This is a genomic window from Streptomyces diastaticus subsp. diastaticus, from assembly GCF_011170125.1.
Lineage (GTDB): Bacteria > Actinomycetota > Actinomycetes > Streptomycetales > Streptomycetaceae > Streptomyces > Streptomyces diastaticus.
In genome coordinates this window covers 2,161,351-2,178,476 of sequence record NZ_BLLN01000003.1, presented here as the reverse complement: position 1 = coordinate 2,178,476, position 17,126 = coordinate 2,161,351, and the positions used below count along the sequence as shown (strand labels likewise).

The following is a 17,126-nucleotide window of genomic DNA, read 5'->3' as shown; positions in this document are numbered from 1 at the left end:
GGGTCGATGCACTGCGCACCCTCGGAGAACCGCTGAATTACAGGGCGCGCAACGCGTCCGAAAGGAACAGGTGCTCGAAATCGTGCGGCGTCGTTGAGCACGGCGACGCCACCGCCACGTCCACGAGAGGGGAACGCATGGACGCCAATCGAACCAGGCGGCGACAAGGCCCACGAGGACCTGATCTCCCGTAAGCGCGGCTTGTACCGGGGCGTGTGCACCGCCGAGGCCCCCCAGTACGAGATCGCGCCGTCGACTGGCGGCGCACCCGGCCCCCGAGGCGCCAAGCCGTCCGGCAACGGAACGGCGAGCTGAACCACTGGAGCTTCCTTCCCCCGCCTGCCCTCCCCCGACATCGAAGGCGAGACGACGTCCATGCCACCCAGCTCCACCGCGATCCGCAAGACCGTCGAGGCGTACCTCGGCCGGCACCCCGGCGAGCGTGACGCCCTGGCCGAGCTCCTCGCCACGCTGGGCCGACCCGTCGACGCAACCGCCCGGACGGCGCTGCCCGGGCACGTCACGTGCAGCGCCGTCGTCATCGACCGGCAGGGCCGGGTCCTGCACATCCAGCACCGGGCCACCGGCGGTCTCATGCTCGCCCCCGGCGGCCACATCGAGCCCCAGGACCGCACACTGCTTGCCGCGGCGCTGCGCGAGGTGGCAGAAGAAGCCGGGATCCCGCCGGGCGCCCTGTGCCTGACCCGGCAGCTGCTCGGTTCTCCGATCGACATCGACATCCACGACATCGACGCCAGCCCCTCCAAAGGGGAACCGGCCCACCGCCACTACGACGTCCGCTACGTCTTCTACCTCGTCGGGGAGGAGCCGCCGACGATCGCGCTGCAGGACGAGGAGGTCTCCGGCGCCCAGTGGCTCCCGCAGCCTGAAGTCACCTCGCCGACACTGCGCGCCAAGCTCCTCGCGGCGGGCCTGGACGGCCTGCCGGAGCCGGTGAACGCTTCCGCCCTGATCCACGACGGGAACGGCCGGTACCTGCTTCATCTGCGTGACCACAAGCCCGGCATCATCTGGGAGCCGGGAGCGTTCGCCCTTCTCGGCGGCGGCCGCACGCACGACGACCAAAGCCTTCAAGGCACCCTGCTGCGCGAGCTGTCCGAAGAGGTGCCCGGCCTCCGCCTCGAGGACGTGAAGCCCTACGCCATGGAGGCCGCCACCAGCATCGACGGCCTCAGTGTCCCGGTCCAGGTGTTCGCCGGCCGGTGGCGCGGCAACCCCGACCGACTCGCGCTGCACGAGGGCGTGCTGCTGCGCTGGTTCACGCCCGACGAACTGGACCGGCTGCGCCTGAGCCTCGCCACCCGGGACCTGATTCGCCGGCACGCGGCCGAGAACCCCCCGGACAACCAGCCCACCGCGGCCCCGCCCGTCTGGGACGGGGGCAGCCGGACCGTACTGAACGGCATCGGAGTCCATCTCCACCTCGAAGACGCCGAAGGCCGAGTGCTTCTCGGTCTGCGGCATCCCGACTCGAAATACGCGGGCGACACCTGGCACTACCTGGCCGGTCGGTGCGAGCAGGAGCCCGCGCTCGCGTGCCTGGTGCGCGAGGCGTGGGAGGAAGCAGGGCTGGTCATCGACCCCGCCGACGTAGAACTCGTCCACGTCGTCCACGTCGTCGACGCCCCGGGCAGCCTGCCCCTGATGCAGCTCGTCTTCCGGGCTCGCCGCTGGGAGGGCATTCCCAAGGTGCGCGAGTCCGACAAGTGCCTGACCTGGCAGTGGTGGCCACAGGACGAACTGCCGGACCCGATCGTCTCCTACACCCGCACGGCCATCACCGCCATCGCCGAAGGCCGCTCCTACTCGCAGCTGGGCTGGTGAGCAGGGTGAGCACACTCACCGGCAGCGGACCCGGCCGGCGGGCCCAGGCCGAGCCCAGGTACGTGTTGCGGGGGCTTCTGGCGGAGCCGAGGGAGGTACCTCGTGCCGTCCTGCATTGAGCCCCTCGCCGCCGCCGGCACGTCGCTGTGGCGGCACCGGGACTTCCGCCGGTACCTGACCGGCCAGGCAGCGAGCGTGACCGGCAGCTCGATCACGCAGATGGCGCTGCCGGTGCTGGCCGTGCTCCATCTGGACGCGAGCACCGCCCAGGTCGCCTGGCTGGCGTTCCTCGGACAGCTCCCGCCCGCACTGCTCGCCCTGCACGCCGGCGCGCTCGCTGACCGGCACTCCAAGCGCCGGCAGATGATCGCTGGTGACCTGGTGAGCGCGACGGTCCTCGCCACCGTGCCGGTGGCGGCCGCGCTGGACACCCTCACCCTCGCGCAGCTCATGATCGTCGCCGTGGTGCAGGGGGCGGCGAGCGTCCTCCACGACGCGGCGGCCATCAGCCTGCTGCCCAGTCTCGTCGACCGGTCGTTGATCCAGCGGAGCAACAGCCGGGTCGGCGCGCTGTTCGCGGTCGCCGCGACGGCCGGGAGCCACCTCGGCGCCGCGCTGACCGCGCTGCTCGGTCCCGCCCGGGCCCTGCTCGGCGATGTCGCCTCTTACCTGATCAGCGCCGTGTGCACCGCCCGCATCCAGACCTCCGAACCCGCCCGCGTCCGCCCGGAGACCCGTCGGCTGCGTGGTGAGATCGCCGAGGGCCTTCGGTACGTACGCGGCGATGACCGGCTATGGACGCTGACGTTGGTGAACGCGACGACCTCCTTCGCCCTCGGGCTGCTCAACACCCTCTGGGCGCTGTACTTGTTGAGGGCCCTGGCGATGAGTGCGACCGCGTTCGGCGTGGTGCTGGGCTTCGGCGCGCTGGGCGCGGCTGCCGGAGCGCTCACCGCCCCGGCGTTGGCCCGCAGGTACGGGCCGGGGTCGATGATGCTGGCCGCGCTCGCGATCACCCCCGTGACCCAGCTCCCGCTGCTGCTCGCCTCTCCTGGCCTTGCCTGGCAGATCACGCTCGGGGTGGCGCTTTTCGTGCAGCTCGCCTGCGCTGGCGCCGCGGGTACCACCCAGCGATCCATCCGCCAGATCGTCACCACGGCCGGGATGCAGGCGCGGATGCAGGCGGTGAGCACCTGGCTGACGTCCGGCGCCCGGCCCGTGGCCGCGCTCCTCGCCGGCGCCTTGGGCACGTGGGTCGGTGTCCGGCCTGCCCTGACCGCCGGGGCCTTCCTGCTGCTGATCCCGCTCGTCGTCCTCGCCCGCTCCCCGATCCGCGCCTTACGGCAGATGCCGGACCCGCCTGCCGACTCTCTGTCGACGCCGCCCGCGGACCAGACGTCCCCTCCGGCCGTGCCCTCTCCGACGCGCACGGACGACGCGCGGCACGAGCGCGCACTCGGAGGCAATGCCTCGTGAACCAGGTGCCGAACTCGCCGGTGCCACCCGCTGCTCCCTCACCCGATCCCCTGGAGTGCACCGTGCTGAGCGACCCCACTGCACCCGCCGCGCCTCTCCAGCCGGCCCAGCACAGCGCCGACACCGGGGAGGCTGTGGCGGCCCGGGCGGCGATGGTCGACCGGCTCGAGGAATGCGGAGTGCTCGGCCCAGGACCGGTGCGAGAGGCGCTGCTCGCGCTGCCGCGCCAGATCCTGATGCCCCAGGCGTACGTGCGGCGCAGCGCCCCCGACGAGACGCCGCCGTGGTGGGATCTGCTGGACTTCTCCCGTCCGGCCGACCGGAAGGAGCTGCTGGAGCGGCTGCACAGCGGGGACAGCGTCTCGATCCAGCACGACGGCGAACCGATCCTCGGCCGACCTCCCGGACCGCGCCGCAGGGGCGCGATCACCGCCATGTCGAGCACGATGAGCCTGACCGCAGACCTGCTGCAGCAGCTGGACCTACGGCCCGGCCAACGGATGCTGGATGTGGGGACGGGCGCCGGGGTAACCGCGGCGGCGGCCTGCTTCGTGTGCGGCGACAAGGGCGTCGTCACCCTCGACATCGACCCACACGTCACCGCGGCCGCCCGCGAGCGGCTGTCCGCCCTCGGCTACCGGCCGGCCACGGTGACCGGGGACGGCACCGCCGAATGGACCGACGCCGCCCCGTACGACCGGATCTTCGTCTCCTTCGCCGTCCGCCACGTTCCGCAGGCTCTGGTGGAGCAGCTGACGCCGGCCGGGCGCGCGCTGATGACGCTCGGGACGTCATCGCCGTCGTGGCCGGGCCTGGCCGTAATCGAACGGCGGCGGGATGGGAGCGTGGAGGCCCAGCTGCGGGCGGTCGAGTTCGGGCACCGGGCCGGTGCCGGCTTTGACCGGCTGTTCCTGTCCGCCGCCTTCCGCGCGGAGATCGCCACGGCCGACGGATGGACGCAGCGCAGCATGATCGCGCCACCGCCCGACACGGCACGCGGCATGTGGCTGGCCCTGGACCGCCTGTATCCGGGCCTGGTACGTGACTTCGGCGCCGAGGACCTGACGATCGGCGCGCCTGAGTGCGGGTCGTGGATGCGCGTGCGACCTGTCGGCCGCCGCCGGTGGGACGTGACGACGTCGGGGCCGCGGGACATCTGGGCGGAGATCCAGGATGTCACCGGCCGGTGGCGGGCGGCCGGCGAACCGGACGTCTTCCGGCTCCAGTTCGACGCCGACGGCAGCCAGCGAGCCACCAGCCCGAACGGCGCACTGACCTGGCAGCTTTCCCCTGGCGAGACTGGAGACGCACGATGACCCGCCCCGACCAGCCGGCCTCTGCGGCAGTTTCGGACGATGCCCTGTTCGGACCCGAGGCCGCCGACTACGCCCGCTACCGTCCCGGCCTCCCGGACGCCGTAATTCACCTCCTGGCCGCCGCCCAGCACGGTGTGCCCACCCCCGTCCTCCTGGACCTGGGGACCGGCACCGGCCAGGTGCCCCGAGCGCTGCTACCCGTTCTGCGCCGACTGGCGCACGTATACCTGGTCGACGTGAACGCCTCGATGCTGGAGGCGGCTCGCGCCGCGGTCGAACCGGTCCGCGGAGCGTGCACGGTCGACGTGTTTACCGGCGCCGCCCACGACTTCGCGCCCGCCGTGCCCGGCCGGGCGCCCACCCTGATCACCTGCTCGCGGTCCTTCCACTGGATGTCCCGCCCGGAGGTCCTGTCCTTGGCCGACCAGGTGGCCGCGCCGCACGCTGTCGTGGCGATCATGGGCGACGGAAGCCTCTGGACCCATGAGGCCAACTGGACGGCCGCCCTTCGGGCACTGATCCAGCGCTACCTCGGCGAAGACCGGCGCGCGGGCCCCCACGGCACATACGCCGAACCGGACCGCCCCTACGAAGACGATCTGGCCGACTCCGCGTTCAGCGCAGTGACCGAGCACAGCTTCCCCGTCGCCCGCACCTGGACGCCCGAGGACGTGATCGGCTACCTATGCACCACCAGCTTCGCCCGCCCCCTCCTGTTCGCCGGCCACCACCCCGAGTTCGAGGCCGCCGCTCTCCGCCTGCTCCAGGACCATGCCGGCGGCGGCGTCCTGAAGGAGGACGCGGTGTTCACCGTGCTGCTCGCGCGCCGCCCCGGCGGTGACGCGTGAGCAGCACCCAGCGGCACACCGAGCCGCTCGACGTCCACCTGATCGCCGTGCGCGACGGCGAGGACGGGCCCGAGGTGCTGCTGTCTAGGCGGGCCGGTGACGTGTACGCGCCGGGCTGCTGGCACCTCGTGTCCGGGCATCTGGACGGCCCGTGGGAGGACATGGTCACCGCCCTGGTGCGCGAGGCCCGGGAGGAGTCCGGCGTCGTCATCGACCCGGCAGACGTCCGGGCGGCCGTCACCGTGCACCACCGTGCCCCCGCTGGCGGAGCACGAGTCGGGGTGTTCTTCGAGGTGAAGCGGTGGGAGGGCACTCCGGAGGTCATGGAGCACCATGTGTGCGACGCCATGGGGTGGTTCTCCTTCGACGCCCTGCCAGAGCCGACGGTGGCGTACTGCCGGGCCGGGCTGGATGCCTACCGGGCCGGCGCGCGGATGGCCGTGCACTTCCAGGAGCCCGGCGACCCGATCGCCTACGACCGGTCAGTCGACCGGTTGCTCCTTCTCCCTGAACCCGCCGCGCGCGGCGCGGTCCCGGAGCCGGCGGTGCGCGCGTTCACCGCGCAGGCGGTCGGCCGGATCACCGCGTGGACGGACGTGTCCTGGCCGCGGGAGGAGAGCCGCGTATGGCGGGCGCGCGGCGCCGAGGGCGGCGAGTGGTACGTCAAGATCCACCAGAACGACTGCTTCCACCAGCGTGAAGTGGACGCCCTTCGTAGCTGGGTCTCCGGCCTCGGAGCGGCCACACCCCGACTGGTGGCCGCCGACCCCACGCTGCGGGCCGTCGTGCTCACCGCGGTGGGAGGCCGGTCCCTGCACGGCGTCACATACCCGCCCGAGGAGCAGCGCCTCATCTTCCACCGCATCGGGCAGCTCGCGGCGACCATCCACCACAGCGCCCCGGCCCGGCCGGCCCAGGGCATGCTGCCCCTGGGAAAGCTGGAGCGGCACCTCAACGGAGCCCGGCCCCATCTCGCATCCGGGGACGAGGAGTTCATCCGCACCATGGCCGAGAAGGCCGCCCATCTGCCCGCTGTGGACGTGGTGCCCACGCACGGCGACTTCCAGCTGCGCAATCTGCGCTGGGACGGGTCCGCGGAAGCCCTGTACGTGATCGATTTCGAGCGGTCGGAAGACGGCCCGGCCGTACGGGACTTCGTACGGCTCTCCGACGCCTGGCACGGCCGACCCGACCTCTTCCAGGCCGTGGTGGACGGCTACGGCCGCCCCTTCACCCCGGAGGAAGAAGCTCAGCTCACGGTCCTGTCCATCCTCGATGCCGTCTCCGGCATCTCCTACGGCACCGCCCACGGTGATCCCGAGCTGGTGGAGCGCGGCCTGCGCACCCTAGCCCGGCTGCGCACCGCACAACGCCCCTGACCCCGCCCCGCCCACCACGAGGAGCAGCACGTTGACGTACACAGCCCGCGACGAGTGGGAGCAGCACTACAGCAAGGGGAAGGGATGGCGCCGGCTCGGTGAGCGCGAACAGCACCTCCTTGCCGAGCACGTCCCGGTCCCCGAGGGCGGGGGCCGGGCCCTGGACGTGGGCTGCGGGACCGGGGAACTGGCCGCCCACCTGGCCGGGATGGGCTACACCGTGGACGCCGTCGACTTCACGGACAGCGCGATCGCCCGGGCCCGCGAGGAGCACGCCGACGTGGAGGGCGTGCGCTGGCTGCAGCTGGACATCGAACGCGACGACCCGGCCCCGCTGCACGAGGAGGGGTACGACCTGATCACGATGCGGCTGGTGTACCCGTTCGTGAGGGACCGCGGCCGGATCATTCACGGGCTGGGCGAGCGGCTGTGCGAGGGCGGCGCGCTCGTCGTCATCACCCCGACCGTCGAGAACACCCCGTCAGAGCAGCGCGACATCGCCCTGGACGAGGACGAGCTCACGCTGCTCGGCGCGGGATGGGCGACGGTGAAGCGGCTGGACGCGGCCGGACTGGCCTTCCTGGTGCTGCGCGGGCCGTGCCACCGCGACACCCGAGCCGTCGAGAAGCGTCCGACCACCGGCCACGCGCTGACCGGCGCCCTCGCCGTCGTCACCGACGACGGCGGCCGGGTCCTGCTGGGCCGCTCCCGCCTCGGCATGCTCGAGCTGCCCGGCGGCAAGACCACCGGCCCGGAGGACTTCGCCTCCGCCGCGGTGCGCGAACTCGCCGAGGAGACGGGCCTGGTCGCGGACCCGGACGATGCGCACGTGGTGACGATGCTGGTCGATGACAGCCACGGCATTCCGCGGCTCACGGCCGTCGTCCGCATCACCACGTGGACGGGGACCCTGACCACTGCGGAGGCGGACAAGTTCGACCGCTGGGAGTTCGTCGACCTGCACTCTCTCGCCTGTGTCGGGGACGTCTTCGTCCCGGCCGCACTCGCGATCGACAGCGTGTGGCCCGGCGTCATCCCGGACCTGCCGCCTGTGGTCTCCTACCCGCTCGCCGCCGATCGGCCGCCCGTACCGGGTGAGCCGGGTGAAGCCGTCCGGCTGCGCCAGGTGATGGCCCAGACGGTGATGGACGGCGGCTGGGCCCCGTCCGAGCCCGTCCGCGACGCGCTGCGCACGGTGCCCCGCCATCGGTTCGCCCCGGAAGTGAACCTGGCGGACGCGTACGACGGTGGCGACCGGGCCGTCATCACCCGCCGCGACGAGACCGGGACGGCCATCAGCTCGGTGTCCGCAGCCTGGCTCCAAGCCGACATGATCGAGAGTCTGCGCCTTCAGCCTGGGGCGACCGTGTTCGAGGCGGGGTCCGGTGGCTACAACGCCGAGCTGCTCGCCCACGCCGCCGGGCCCGGCGGGCGGGTGGAGAGCGTCGACATCGACCCGTGGGTCGTCAGCCGAACCCGGGCCTTCCTCACGGAGGCCGGCAGCGGACGCGTCACCGCCAGCGAGGCCGACGCCGCCCTTGGCGCGCCCGCCCACCTCGTACCCCGAGGTGGCTTCGACGGGAGCATGATCACCTACAACTGCTGGGACATTGCTCCGACTTGGCGTGAGCAGCTGGCCGAAGGCGGGCGGCTGGTCCTGCCGCTGGAGATGGGCGGCTACACCAGGGCGATTGCGTTCGAGCGGCGCGGCGAGGTGCTGCACGCCCGTCGCTTCACCTACTGCGGCTTCGTCCGCGACCAGGGGCAGCAGGCCCGCCCCGCCCCGGTTGCCCCCTTGCTCGACGGAGCTCTGGCACTGCGCTTCGACGACGGTCCCGTCCCTCGCACGGAGGGCCTGGAGGAGGCGCTGCGCGGGCGGCGGCACGAGGTCGCGACCGGCGTGACCATGGGTGCGACGAACTCCTACTTCGGCTCCCTTCAACTGTTCGCGGCCACCACCGCGCCGGGCTTCTGTCGGCTGGCCGTCCACCAGGAGTCCGCCGAGGCTGTGACCGGCATCGCGAAGGACCGCAACGCCCCCGCGATCCTCTGCGGGTCCTCGCTGGCTTACCTGATCCACGTCCAGACCAAGGACAGCGGCCGCCGGGAAGACAAGGAGTGGGAGTGGTTCGCGTACGCCTTCGGCGAGCAGGGGCCCGAGCTCGCCCAGCGGCTGGTGGCCACGGTGCTGGCCTGGGACCGGCACATCCGCGCCGAGGCCAACGACGAGCACGCCGATCCCGTCCTGACGGTCCACCCGGCCGGCACGCCCGACGATGCGCTGCCCGCCGGTGACGTCCTGGACAAGGTGAACTGCCGGATGGTGTTCCAGTGGCCGGGGCGTGACATGGTGCTGCCCGGTCCCGTTGAACGTCCTGTGGCCGACGCCGTGGCGGAGAGGGTGTGACGGTGGAACGGACCTTGCGACAGGCAGCGTTCGTCGCCCCGTCGGAGCGCGACGAGTCCGACCGGATGCGTCGCGCGCACGCGGCCGCCGCCAAGCAGTTCCGGGTGTCCGCATCGGGGCCGGAGGTATGGGGGTGGCATACCGGCCCGGCCGTACGCCAGCCCATCACCGAACCGGCCCTCGAGACGTTCGCCCTCTGACAGTCCCTGCCCGCCCCAGGAGGGTCGGCCCATCTCGAAGCGAGGACTCCCATGACCAGCTCATCGCCTGCTGTCGGCAAGCCGCCCGCGCCCACTTCGCCGCTGCCACCCGAGCTTGCCAACAGCCTGTCGCCGAACACCGCATCCACCACCGGTCCCCAGGAGCCGGTCCGGGCAGGGCACTGCGCGTGCGGCCACGTTTCCTACCAGGTCAGCGGCATTCCGGACGATCCACACTTGTGCTCCTGTGAGCGAGAAACTCGAGTGTCCGGGGGGCCCGCCGTGCTGTGGGTGGGCTTCCCCAAGGACTCGCTGATCTGGACTGGCTCCGGCGGTGAGCCGAACTGGTGGTACCCCTACCCCGCCCTTCGCTGCGGCTTCTGTCCCGCCTGCGGATCGCAGCTCGTGTCCATCGCCAACGACTCCGACATGGCCATGGTCACCGGGTTCAGCCTCGCTGACCAGAGCGGCATCGAACCACTGGGCCACTCCTTCCGCGAGCACGCCGTGCCGTGGTTGCACATCACCCTCGCACCCGCACCCCGCACCCCGCACCCCGCACCCCGCACCGGATCCTGGGCCTGAGGCGCGTGCTACACGAGCAGGCCGGTGTGGGGGTGGGGCGCCGGCTGCTGCCGGATGGCCTTCCTCAGTGCCCGGTTGATCTCGGGGTTGCGGCCAGGGACGTACGAGTGGATCGGCTCGTAGCCGCACGCGGCATACAGGCCGAGGGCGGCGACGTTGCGTATGCCGGTTTCCAGCAGGATCTCGGTGGGGCCGCGGCCGAGCATGTCCTGTTCCAGAGCGGCGAGGATCCTGCGCCCGAGTCCCTGCCCGCGAGCGGGCGGCGCCACGTACATCCGTTTGATCTCGGCGGCCGAGGTGGTCAGGGTGCGCCAGCCCCCGCAGGCCAGTGCCGGCCCGTCCCCGAGCCGGGCGACGAGGAACAGACCGTGGGGGGCGTCGAACTCCGCGTCCTCCGTGGCTTCCGGGTCGTCGGCGGTGCCGTAGGTGGCCAGCTGCTCCTGGTGGAGGGCTTGGGCGAGGGCGCGGGCGTCTGGGCTGCCGTAAGGGACGGCGGTGAGCGTCCACTCGGGGGCGGCCTGGAGCAGCGAGGTCATGGTGTCGATAGTGCCGTGCGGAGGGCGTCCAGCGCATCACTGTGTCCGGCGGCGCGCAGTTGCCGGCCGGCAGCTGTGCGGACTCCGGTGAGGAGGGTGCGGCATCGGATGGACTGGACCTGCGGGAGGGTGGTGGTCAGGGCGGTGATCCAGTGGGCGGTGGCTTCGGTGTCCCTGGCCCCGACGCTGGCGCGGACGAGGTGGATTCCGTGCAGCAGGCCGGAGCGGCGGTAGCCGGTGGCCGTTCCCTGGGCGGCGGTCGGGTTCAGGAGCTGAGCAGCTTCCTGGAGCAGGAGGGAACGCCGCCCGCGGGTGTGGCCAGCGAGGTCGACAAGCACCTGGCCCGACTCGGCATCGACCTGCTGGGGGGTGAAGTAGTAGAGGGAGGGCGGGTCGTCGCTGTGTCGTTGGCCGATCAGCTGCCGGCATCGGTCGGTCGCCCGACGGAAGGCCTCCAGGTCTCCGGCGGCGGCCTGGGCGGTGGCGAGACGCCCCCACACCCGGGCCTGGACCAGTGGGACGGCCTTGGCGGAGTGTTCAACCGCGGCGTGGGCGAAGCGCAGGGCCAGGCGCGGGTTGCTGCCAGCGGCGTGCTGGTAGGCGAGCATGCCGAGGGCGCTGGAGACGGTGGTGGTGTCGTCGGCGGCACGCGCGATCCGAATGGCCAGGAGCTGGTAGCGGTGGCCGGCGGGGTCGAGGCCCGCGTCGAAGCTCATCCATCCGGCGAGTTGGGCGGCGCTGGCGGCGTACCGGAGGAGCCGGTTGCCGGTGGCCGCGGTGTAGCGGCCGGTGTGGATGAGGGTCAGGGACTCGTGCAGGGCGATGCGGGCCTGGCGCTGGCTCAGGGGGCCGCCGCCGGTGCGGTCGTCGAGGCGGCGCAGTGCGGCGAGCTGCTCGAAGAGCATGTCGACGAACTCGGGGGCGACGTAGTTGCCATCGCCCAGGCCGGGGGTGGGAGGGGCGGGGGCTTGGCGGGTGGCGTCCCAGACGGCCGCGGTGAGGTGTTCGGCGGCGGCTGAGTGGACGAGTGCGGGTTCGACGGCGCCGCTGGTCCACTCGGACGCGGTGCGCAGGACGTGTTCGAGTGGCAGGGGGCCGAGCAGGTCTTCGGTCTCGGCGCTCTCTGTAGTGGGTTGGTCGAGGCCCCACAGTTGCGCGGAGGTGTAGCGCAGGCCTGTCGCCTCGGTCAGGACGACCGCGACGACGTCGCGCACAGCGGCGGAGCGGGGCCGGTGTCCGCGCAGCCACTTGTAGCCCGCGGTCAGGTCTACCGGAGGCTGGCCCATGGCGTTCAGCCGCGGGTTGATGGCTTTCACCAGCTCGCGGGCCGACCACTTGGCGCGGTCCAGGGCGTCGGCGAGCACGGGCGAGGGGACGAGATCAGTCACCACGCCATGACGGTAGGTCACAAGCGGTATCTCTGGGAGGTTTCACGGGATTTCACGCTTCCGGTGCCTGCTTCACGTCCTTCACGGCCCGGGCGTCTGCCGGGTGCCGGGTTGGGGGTGGTGGGCTGGGACGATGCCGTTTCTCCTGTTCCTTCACGTCCCACGGTGGCTTTCATGATTCCTGCGTACGTTGCCGAACTCCGCTCCTTTGTGGGCCCTGACCACCGGCTCTGGCTGCCGGGGGTGAACGCGGTCGTCCTCGACGAGGAGCGGGTGCTGCTGCACCGTCGCTCCGACACCGGGGACTGGTCGATCCTGAGCGGCATCCTCGACCCGGGCGAGGAGCCGGCGGCCGGAGTGGTGCGCGAGGTGGCGGAGGAGACCGGGATCCGGGTGGTGGTCGAGCGCCTCGCCGGGGTGACGGTCTCCCCGCCGGTGGTGCACACCAACGGACACCGGGCGCAATACTTGGAGCTGGTCTTTGCGTGCCGTCCGGACGGCCGGGGCCAGGTGGCCCGGGCCGCGGACGACGAGTCGCTGGAGGTCGGCTGGTTCCTGGTGGACGCGTTGCCGCCGATGCGGGCGCGGACCGGCGAGTTGCTCAGGCTCGGCCTGGAGGAGCGGGAGCGGGCGTGGTTCCGGCCGGGGTGAGGACGGTGTGCCGCAGTACCTCGAACGCTTCCGCGGCGTCGTGGCCGATCTGGGCCCCGCGTAGCCGGGCTGCGGCCAGTACCGCTTCCGGGGAGCGGGTGTGCGGCCAGGGCCGCATCTCCGTGGCGTACACCTCCAGGGCCTTCTCCTTGACGGCCAGCGCGCGGGGAGTGAGGGGCTGGAACCAGGTCGGCTGGAAGGGCCGTTCGTCCCATTCGGTGGCGGATCGGACTTCCCAGGCAAGGACCGTGGTGACCCGGCAGCCGGGCTGGGGCCGGGTGGCCGCGGCGACGGCCTCGGCGGTGATGCGGTGGTCCAGGGACAGGTCGGCGCTGCTGTGGGTGTAGACGATGTCGGGCTGCCAGGTCCGGACGGCGTTCTCGATGGCCTGGGTGATCTTCAGCCGGGGCACGGTGTCGAAGGCGTTGTCGTCGAAGGTGGCGATCTCGGCCTGGGCGTTGTAGAGGGCGGCGGCCCGGTGGACGCAGGCGCTGCGATGGGCGACGTCCTGATCGGGGTCGTGGCCGGGGCGGCTGGTGGAGCTGGCGCTGAGCACCAGGATCCGTACCCGGTCCCCGGCGGCGGCGTGCTCGGCGAGCGTGCCGCCGGCGCCCAGGGTCTCGTCGTCGGCGTGGGCGGCGACGGCCAGCACAGTGAGCCTTTTCCAACCTCAGGTTGAGGCGTGGTGAAGGACGACGACGGTCTTCACGATGTCGGTGATCCGGTTGGTGCTGCTGCGGAGCTTCCGCAGAAGGCGCCAGCCCTTCAGGGTGGCCATGGCCTGTTCGCCGAGGCAGCGGATCGTGGCGTGGGTGCTGTTGTGTCGCCGCTTCCAGCGTTTGAGCCGACGGCCCCTGAACGGCACCCGGACCGGAGGCCCGGCGCCCTGGTAAGCCTTGTGCGCCCAGCACTTCACGTCGGCCTCGAAGAGCGCGTCGATGATGCCGTGGCGCCGGGCGGCTGTCAGGTCATGGGTCGAGCCGGGCAATGCCGGCGAGGCCCACAGCAGTCGGCCGAACGGGTCGGTGAGGACCTGGATGTTCATGCCGTGGCGTTTGTGTTTCCCAGACTAGTACGGGGTGTCGGCAGCGATCCGGTCGATCGGCAGCAGGGTGCCGTCCAGGATCACGAAGGCTTTCGCCCGTACGGTCTTCATCGCCTCGGTCAGGGTCGGCGCGACGGCGGCCAGGAGGTCGATCACCTCACGTATATACCGGTACACGGTCGCGACGCCGATGCCGAATCCGGCGGCAAGCCGCGCGTAGGTGTCCCCGCACCGCAGGTGGGCGAGGGCCAGCAGGGCCTGACGGCCTACAGGCAGCCGTCGCCACCGGGTCCCGATCTCTCGCCGCCGGCCACGGAGCCGCGTGCTCAGGTAGCTCAGGGTGCCGCTGGACAGATCGATCGACGAAGGGTAGACAAGCAAGCGAAGCTCCTGGCGGACACGGGTGATCTTGGTCGAGAACCCGTCTACCAGGAGCTTCGTCGTTCTGTACAGCTGGCAACCTCCAGCACCTCACGGCCACAGTCAGGTTGGAAAAGGCTCAGTGTTTCCCGTAATCCGCTGTCCGGGAAGTATCAGCGTCCCGCCGAATCGACCGTGCCGCTGTCCGTCACCCGTCGGGCCGGCCCGCGGCAGGCCGCGCCTGCCACGGACCCGGCAAGGGGGCTGGCCGCGTAGGCGATCCGCACCACGCCGTCGTCGTGCCGTGCCGTGGACGCCTCGACGCCGAACACCTCACGCATCACCTCGGGAGTGAGGACGTCGAGGACCGGCCCTGCCGCCACTGCCCGTCCGTGGTCGAGGACGACGATCAGATCGCAGAGCCGTGCGGCGAGGTCGAGATCGTGGAGAACGGCGAGGGTGCTCACCCCCGTGGCTCGGATGAGGTCGAGGAGTTCGAAACGAGCCCGGATGTCGAGGTGGTTGGTCAGCTCGTCGAGGACCAGCAGGCGCGGCTGCTGAGCCAGCGCGCGGGCCAGCAGCACGCGTTGGCGTTCCCCTCCGGAGAGGGAGGCGTACTCTCTCGTCGCGAAGGGGCTGATTCCGCAGCGGTCGATGGCGTCCGAGACCGCCTGCCGGTCTGACGTACTCTCGCGGCTGATCAGCCCGTGGTGCGGTGTGCGTCCCAGCTCCACGATCTCCCTCACCGACAGGCCTCCGCTGCCTCCGGCCGCGTCTTGGAGCACGGCGGCGGTCCGGCGGGCGGCAGTGCGCGGAGCCAGTCGCCAGACATCGTCCTCCCCCACTCTGACGACGCCCCGGGTGGGCCGCAGCGACCGGTACACCGCGCGGAGGAGAGTGGACTTCCCGCTTCCGTTGGGGCCGACGAGCCCCACCACGGACCCGGGCAGGACTTCCAGGTCGACCCCTTGGAGGACGGGGGTGCCCTCCAGTTCGACGTGTACCTGGTCGACAGTGAGCTTCATGTGGTGTCCAAGCCCTTGTTCCGGCGCAGCAGCCAGATGAAGAACGGGGCGCCGAGGAGTGCGGTGAGGATGCCGAGCGGCAGTTCGTTGGGGCGGATGAGAGTACGGGAGAGAAGGTCGACGAGGACGAGGTAGACGGCCCCCAGAAGGGCTGTGAGCGGGAGCAGACGCCGGTGGTCGGCACCGAGGGTGAGGCGTACAAGGTGAGGGATCATCAGCCCGACGAAGCCGATACCGCCGGCCACCGCGATGACGGAGCCGGTGAGCAGGGCGGTGATGACCAGCAGGACGGCACGCAGGCGGTCGACGTCCACGCCCAGTGCGGTGGCTGACTCGTCACCGGCGAGGAGGGCGTTGAGACGCCCTCCGAAGAGGCCGAGCAGGGCGGTACAGGTCAGGACGATGGCCGCGACGACGGGCAGTTGGTCCCATTGGGCTCCGGCGACGCTGCCGAGCATCCAGAACATCACCGTGCGCAGCTCGGTAGGGGTGGCCCAGAGTTGGACGAAGCTGGTGGCCGAGAGCAGCACGTAGCCCACCGCGACACCGGCGAGCACGAGGCGGGTAGGGGCCAGGCGCCCCCGGCGGCGGCCCAGGGCGAAGACCACCGCCCCGGTGGCGAGAGCGCCCATGAAGGCAGCTCCCGCCACTCCCACGCCGCCGATGCCGATCCCGCCCAGGGTGATGACCAGGACCGCGCCGAAGGAGGCCCCGTAGGAGAAGCCGAGCACCGTCGGGTCGGCCAGAGGGTTGGCGACGAGGGTCTGGAGGACGGCGCCGGCGACCGCCAGCCCGGCACCGGCGAGGGCGGCGAGTAGGACGCGGGGTGTACGGAAGTTCCACACGATCTGGTCCAGTGCCGGATCGTCAGTGGCTCCCTGCCAGGTGAGGTGATGGGCCACAACGTTCCAGACGTCGGCGACCGGTACGGTCACCGCGCCGATACTGATCGCCGTGATCATGGCACCCGCGAGGGCCGCGAGCAGAACCGCGACGCCCAGGGGGAGCCGGAGCCCGGTCAGAGCGCGTCGGGGTGGAGCCTCTCGGCGATCTTCTCCACGGCCACGTCGTTGCTGGGGCCGAGGTAGATCGAGTCGGACAGCACCACGTACGCGTCGTTCTTCGCGGCCGTCCACTGGGGGAACTCCTTGAGCAGCTTCTTGGCGTAGGCCGTGGGGTCGGGGTCGTTGTAGCTGATGACGACGAGGGCGTCCACGTCGGCGGCGGCGACCTTCTCCTTGCTGAGGTCGGCGAAGGAACCCTTGGAGGCGTTCTCGAAGGCGTTGGTGCCTCCCGCGCTGGCGAGGATGTCGTTGTAGATGCCCTTGGCGACGACGGAGCTGAAGTCGTTGCCGCCCATGCTCATGTTGGAGAAGATCACCATGACCTTGGGTTTCTCCTCGCCCTTGACCTTCTTTGCCACCTCCGCGATTCGCTGGTCGGACTCGGCGATGAGCTTCTCGGCGCGTTCGCTGACGCCGAAGACCTTGCCCATGTCCCGCAGTAGCCTCCTGCTGTCCTCCATGGTCATCTTGGAGGTGTCCTGGTCACAGCCCTGTGGCGAGATGTAGCTGTTGGCGCCGACCTGCTTGAGCTGGTCCCGGGTGGCGAAGCCGTTCTTGCCGTCGAAGCCGTAGGCGGTGGTGGACAGGACGAGGTCGGGGCGCTGTGCGAGCATCGCCTCGCGGGGAATGTCGAAAGCGTCGTTGAGCTTGATGTCACCCTTCGGCAGGGCCTTGATCTCGTCCGCCCGGCCCGGGACCTCGGACATGCCGTAGGTCTGCTGGTTGACGACGATGCGGTCCTTCAGCCCGAGGGCGAGCAGCGTGGAAACCTCGGCGACCGAGGCGCCGTTCATCACCACGACACGGCTGGGGGCCTTGGTGTACGTCTGCTTCATCCCGCAGTTCTCCAGTGTCACCGGGTACCCCTCGGCCGACGACGAGGCGGCGGGCTTGCCGGCCGCTCCGGTCGTCCCCTCCGACGAGCCTCCGCAGCCCGTGGTCACAAGGCCGATGACGGCTGTCGCTCCGAGGAGGGCGATCCGCTTGGTGGACATGTGTGC

The 17,126-nt window shown here is 71.3% G+C and carries 15 protein-coding genes and 1 pseudogene; 9 read left to right on the top strand and 7 right to left on the bottom strand.

Going from position 1 to position 17,126, the window contains the following annotated elements; all coding sequences use genetic code 11:
* The first annotated feature begins 375 nt into the window (after positions 1-375).
* The 8 genes from Sdia_RS17585 to Sdia_RS30895 all read left to right on the top strand — a co-directional run bounded on the left by Sdia_RS17585 (position 376) and on the right by Sdia_RS30895 (position 10,056).
* On the top strand, positions 376-1,845 hold the full coding sequence (locus Sdia_RS17585; protein ID WP_189500612.1) for an NUDIX hydrolase: 1,470 nt from the start codon (positions 376-378) through the stop codon (positions 1,843-1,845).
* Between the two features lie 102 nt (positions 1,846-1,947).
* Entirely contained in the window at positions 1,948-3,321 is a 1,374-nt protein-coding gene (locus tag Sdia_RS17580) for an MFS transporter (RefSeq protein WP_189500613.1), read from the top strand.
* A gap of 62 nt (positions 3,322-3,383) precedes the next feature.
* The gene (locus Sdia_RS17575) at positions 3,384-4,637 is read left to right on the top strand and encodes a methyltransferase domain-containing protein (protein ID WP_229831633.1); all 1,254 of its coding nucleotides are present in this window, start codon (positions 3,384-3,386) and stop codon (positions 4,635-4,637) included.
* On the top strand, positions 4,634-5,485 hold the full coding sequence (locus Sdia_RS17570; protein WP_189500614.1) for a class I SAM-dependent methyltransferase: 852 nt from the start codon (positions 4,634-4,636) through the stop codon (positions 5,483-5,485). Before Sdia_RS17575 ends, Sdia_RS17570 begins: the two co-directional genes overlap by 4 nt.
* The gene (locus tag Sdia_RS17565) at positions 5,482-6,864 is read left to right on the top strand and encodes a phosphotransferase (protein WP_189500615.1); all 1,383 of its coding nucleotides are present in this window, start codon (positions 5,482-5,484) and stop codon (positions 6,862-6,864) included. Before Sdia_RS17570 ends, Sdia_RS17565 begins: the two co-directional genes overlap by 4 nt.
* Before the next feature lie 31 nt (positions 6,865-6,895).
* Positions 6,896-9,271 carry a methyltransferase, FxLD system gene (gene fxlM, locus Sdia_RS17560; RefSeq protein WP_189500616.1) on the top strand — a complete coding sequence of 792 codons (2,376 nt, stop codon included), beginning with the start codon at positions 6,896-6,898 and terminating at the stop codon, positions 9,269-9,271.
* Between the two features lie 2 nt (positions 9,272-9,273).
* On the top strand, positions 9,274-9,471 hold the full coding sequence (locus Sdia_RS17555) for a hypothetical protein (protein WP_191835354.1): 198 nt from the start codon (positions 9,274-9,276) through the stop codon (positions 9,469-9,471).
* A gap of 51 nt (positions 9,472-9,522) precedes the next feature.
* Positions 9,523-10,056 carry a GFA family protein gene (locus tag Sdia_RS30895; RefSeq protein ID WP_189500618.1) on the top strand — a complete coding sequence of 178 codons (534 nt, stop codon included), beginning with the start codon at positions 9,523-9,525 and terminating at the stop codon, positions 10,054-10,056.
* Between the two features lie 8 nt (positions 10,057-10,064).
* Here the strand turns inward: Sdia_RS30895 and Sdia_RS17545 are convergent, their stop codons facing one another.
* Entirely contained in the window at positions 10,065-10,592 is a 528-nt protein-coding gene (locus Sdia_RS17545; protein WP_189500619.1) for a GNAT family N-acetyltransferase, read from the bottom strand.
* Positions 10,589-11,983 carry an NsdA family TPR-like regulatory protein gene (locus Sdia_RS17540; RefSeq protein ID WP_189500620.1) on the bottom strand — a complete coding sequence of 465 codons (1,395 nt, stop codon included), beginning with the start codon at positions 11,981-11,983 and terminating at the stop codon, positions 10,589-10,591. Before Sdia_RS17540 ends, Sdia_RS17545 begins: the two co-directional genes overlap by 4 nt.
* Positions 11,984-12,154: 171 nt before the next feature.
* On the opposite strand from Sdia_RS17540, the gene Sdia_RS17535 reads away from it, so the two are divergent.
* Positions 12,155-12,631, top strand: a complete 477-nt coding sequence (locus tag Sdia_RS17535) for an NUDIX hydrolase (RefSeq protein ID WP_189500621.1) — start codon at positions 12,155-12,157, stop codon at positions 12,629-12,631.
* On the opposite strand, the gene Sdia_RS17530 is transcribed toward Sdia_RS17535, so the two are convergent.
* From Sdia_RS17530 to Sdia_RS17510, 5 genes and pseudogenes are all read right to left on the bottom strand, one after another.
* Positions 12,582-13,283 carry a PIG-L deacetylase family protein gene (locus Sdia_RS17530; RefSeq protein WP_189500622.1) on the bottom strand — a complete coding sequence of 234 codons (702 nt, stop codon included), beginning with the start codon at positions 13,281-13,283 and terminating at the stop codon, positions 12,582-12,584. The two genes, Sdia_RS17535 and Sdia_RS17530, sit on opposite strands and share 50 nt — an antisense overlap.
* 18 nt (positions 13,284-13,301) lie before the next feature.
* A pseudogene (locus Sdia_RS17525) lies at positions 13,302-14,057 on the bottom strand (transposase family protein).
* Positions 14,058-14,209: 152 nt separating this feature from the next.
* On the bottom strand, positions 14,210-15,061 hold the full coding sequence (locus tag Sdia_RS17520) for an ABC transporter ATP-binding protein (protein ID WP_189500623.1): 852 nt from the start codon (positions 15,059-15,061) through the stop codon (positions 14,210-14,212).
* Complete coding sequence (locus Sdia_RS17515; RefSeq protein ID WP_189500624.1) at positions 15,058-16,023, bottom strand: FecCD family ABC transporter permease; 966 nt, start codon at positions 16,021-16,023, stop codon at positions 15,058-15,060. Before Sdia_RS17515 ends, Sdia_RS17520 begins: the two co-directional genes overlap by 4 nt.
* Before the next feature lie 56 nt (positions 16,024-16,079).
* Positions 16,080-17,120: an ABC transporter substrate-binding protein gene (locus Sdia_RS17510; RefSeq protein WP_189500625.1), complete on the bottom strand. Its 1,041-nt coding sequence runs from the start codon at positions 17,118-17,120 to the stop codon at positions 16,080-16,082.
* Between the last annotated feature and the right edge of the window lie 6 nt (positions 17,121-17,126).

What these genes read in the sequence shown, in the direction of transcription:
- Sdia_RS17520 (WP_189500623.1), bottom strand. Translation starts at nt 15,061, where the DNA reads ATGAAGCTCACTGTCGACCAGGTACACGTCGAACTGGAGGGCACCCCC.
- Sdia_RS17545 (WP_189500619.1), bottom strand. Translation starts at nt 10,592, where the DNA reads ATGACCTCGCTGCTCCAGGCCGCCCCCGAGTGGACGCTCACCGCCGTC.
- Sdia_RS17570 (WP_189500614.1), top strand. Translation starts at nt 4,634, where the DNA reads ATGACCCGCCCCGACCAGCCGGCCTCTGCGGCAGTTTCGGACGATGCC.
- Sdia_RS17585 (WP_189500612.1), top strand. Translation starts at nt 376, where the DNA reads ATGCCACCCAGCTCCACCGCGATCCGCAAGACCGTCGAGGCGTACCTC.
- Sdia_RS17535 (WP_189500621.1), top strand. Translation starts at nt 12,155, where the DNA reads ATGATTCCTGCGTACGTTGCCGAACTCCGCTCCTTTGTGGGCCCTGAC.
- Sdia_RS17510 (WP_189500625.1), bottom strand. Translation starts at nt 17,120, where the DNA reads ATGTCCACCAAGCGGATCGCCCTCCTCGGAGCGACAGCCGTCATCGGC.
- Sdia_RS30895 (WP_189500618.1), top strand. Translation starts at nt 9,523, where the DNA reads ATGACCAGCTCATCGCCTGCTGTCGGCAAGCCGCCCGCGCCCACTTCG.
- Sdia_RS17515 (WP_189500624.1), bottom strand. Translation starts at nt 16,023, where the DNA reads ATGATCACGGCGATCAGTATCGGCGCGGTGACCGTACCGGTCGCCGAC.